This window comes from Pseudomonas boreofloridensis, from assembly GCF_030580795.1.
Lineage (GTDB): Bacteria > Pseudomonadota > Gammaproteobacteria > Pseudomonadales > Pseudomonadaceae > Aquipseudomonas > Aquipseudomonas boreofloridensis.
The window spans coordinates 1-2,623 of sequence record NZ_JAUQOQ010000042.1 but is presented as its reverse complement, the minus strand read 5'-3'; the positions used below and the strand labels follow the sequence as shown (position 1 = coordinate 2,623).

Sequence of the window (2,623 nt, the reverse complement as noted above, 5' to 3'; positions counted from 1 at the left end):
CGGTGCCGCCTTCGGCCACGGTCGATTTGTCGGCGGTCAGTGTGGCAACGACTTCGCTGATGGTATCGGCGATTTGTACGGTAGCGCTGCCGCCGAGTTCCAGGTTCTCGAAGGTTTTGCCAGCAACACTGGCATCGGTGATACCGACAGTCAGCGAACCTGCGTCTTTGAAGACGTCTTCGCCCTGAGCCGGAGCCTTGTATTCAACTTCGGTCTGGCCTGCAGCGATGGTGACTTTATCGCCGTTGCTCAGGGTGACAGTCAGCGGACGATCCAGCACTTGGCTGACTTTCACGGTGAAGCTTGGCTGCTGAGCTTCGTTCACGTCGCCATTGCTGACGATGGTGACCGATACCTTATCGCCTTCGTTGCCAGCGCCTGGAGTACCGGTACCTGGCTCATCGGTAACTTCGGTTCTAACTTCGCCCTGGCCCAGCGTCAGTTTTTCGAAGTTATCGCCACCAGTGACGGACTCGATCTTGTTGACGATCGGAGCTTGGCCACCGACGTACACGTCGTCTTTCGCTGTGATGGTCGCAGTGCCGGTGGCGCTGCCAGCAGCGACGTTAACTTTGGTGCCATCGCTCAGGGTGAAGGTGAGGCCCTGATGGCCGGTAACCGACAGGCCTTGAGCATTGCTCAGGGTGACGGTGTAAGTGACTTGACCGCCCTCAGCGACGGTGGACTTATCAGCGGTGAGAGTCGCAACCACTTCGCTGATCGTGTCGGCGATCTGAACAGTTGCCGAACCACCCAGCTCGAGGTTCTCGAAGGTCTTGCCAGCAACGCTGGCATCGGTGATGCCAACAGTCAGCGAACCTGCATCTTTGAAGACGTCTTCGCCTTGAGCTGGAGCCTTGTACTCAACTTCGGTCTGACCGGCAGCGATGGTGACTTTATCGCCATTGCTCAGAGTGACGGTGAGCGGACGATCCAGTGGCTGATTCACCTTCACGGTGAACGACGGCTGCTGAGCTTCGTTCACATCGCCATTGCTGACGATGGTGACGGAGACCTTATCTCCTTCGTTACCTGCGCCTGGAGTACCGGTACCTGGCTCATCGGTAACTTCAGTTCTAACTTCGCCCTGACCCAGGGTCAGTTTCTCGAAGTTATCGCCGCCAGTGACGGACTCGATCTTGTTGACGATCGGAGCTTGCCCGCCGACATAGACGTCGTCGTTGGCAGTGATGGTCGCGGTGCCAGTGGCGCTGCCAGCAGGCACAGTAACTTTAGTACCGTCGCTCAGGGTGAAGGTGAGGCCCTGGTGACCAGTGACCGACAGGCCTTGAGCGTTGCTCAGGGTGACGGTGTAGGTGACTTGACTGCCTTCAGCAACGGTGGACTTGTCGGCAGTGAGGGTCGCAACCACTTCACTGATGGTGTCAGCAATCTGAACAGTTGCCGAACCACCCAGCTCCAGGTTCTCGAAGGTTTTGCCAGCAACACTGGCATCGGTGATGCCAACAGTCAGCGAACCTGCGTCTTTGAAGACGTCCTCGCCTTGAGCCGGAGCCTTGTACTCAACTTCGGTCTGGCCCGCAGCGATGGTGACTTTGTCGCCGTTGCTCAGGGTGACGGTGAGTGGACGATCCAGTGGCTGATTAACTTTTACAGTGAACGACGGCTGCTGAGCTTCATTCACATCGCCATTGCTAACGATGGTGACGGAAACCTTGTCACCCTCGTTGCCGGCACCTGGAGTACCAGTACCTGGCTCGTCAGTGACTTCGGTTCTAACTTCGCCCTGACCCAGAGTCAGTTTTTCGAAGTTATCGCCGCCAGTGACGGACTCGATCTTGTTGACGATCGGAGCTTGGCCGCCTACGTACACGTCGTCGTTGGCAGTGATGGTCGCAGTGCCCGTGGCGCTGCCAGCCGGAACAGTAACTTTAGTGCCATCCGACAGAGTGAACGTCAGACCTTGGTGACCGGTAACCGACAGACCTTGGGCGTTGCTCAGGGTGACGGTGTAAGTGACTTGGCCGCCTTCAGCGACTGTGGTCTTGTCAGCGGTAAGAGTCGCGACTACTTCGCTGATGGTGTCAGCGATTTGTACGGTAGCGCTGCCGCCGAGTTCCAGGTTCTCGAACGTTTTGCCAGCAACACTGGCGTCGGTGATACCGACAGTCAGCGAACCCGCGTCTTTGAAGACGTCTTCGCCTTGAGCCGGGGCCTTGTATTCAACTTCGGTCTGGCCTGCAGCGATGGTGACTTTGTCGCCGTTGCTCAGGGTGACGGTGAGTGGACGATCCAGCGGCTGATTCACTTTAACGGTGAACGACGGCTGTTGAGCCTCATTCACGTCGCCATTGCTGACGATGGTGACGGAAACCTTGTCACCCTCGTTGCCGGCACCTGGAGTACCAGTACCTGGCTCGTCAGTGACTTCGGTTCTAACTTCGCCCTGACCCAGAGTCAGTTTTTCGAAGTTATCGCCGCCAGTGACGGACTCGATCTTGTTGACGATCGGAGCTTGGCCGCCGACGTACACGTCGTCGTTGGCAGTGATGGTCGCAGTGCCCGTGGCGCTGCCAGCCGGAACAGTAACTTTAGTGCCATCCGACAGAGTGAACGTCAGACCTTGGTGACCGGTAACCGACAGACCTTGGGCGTTGCTCAG

The 2,623-nt window shown here is 57.5% G+C and carries 1 protein-coding gene; it reads right to left on the bottom strand.

Annotation, left to right across the window (positions count from 1 at the left end; genetic code table 11):
* On the bottom strand, window positions 1-2,623 hold a 2,623-nt coding region (locus Q6A47_RS22870; RefSeq protein WP_369811595.1), incomplete at both ends, for an immunoglobulin-like domain-containing protein.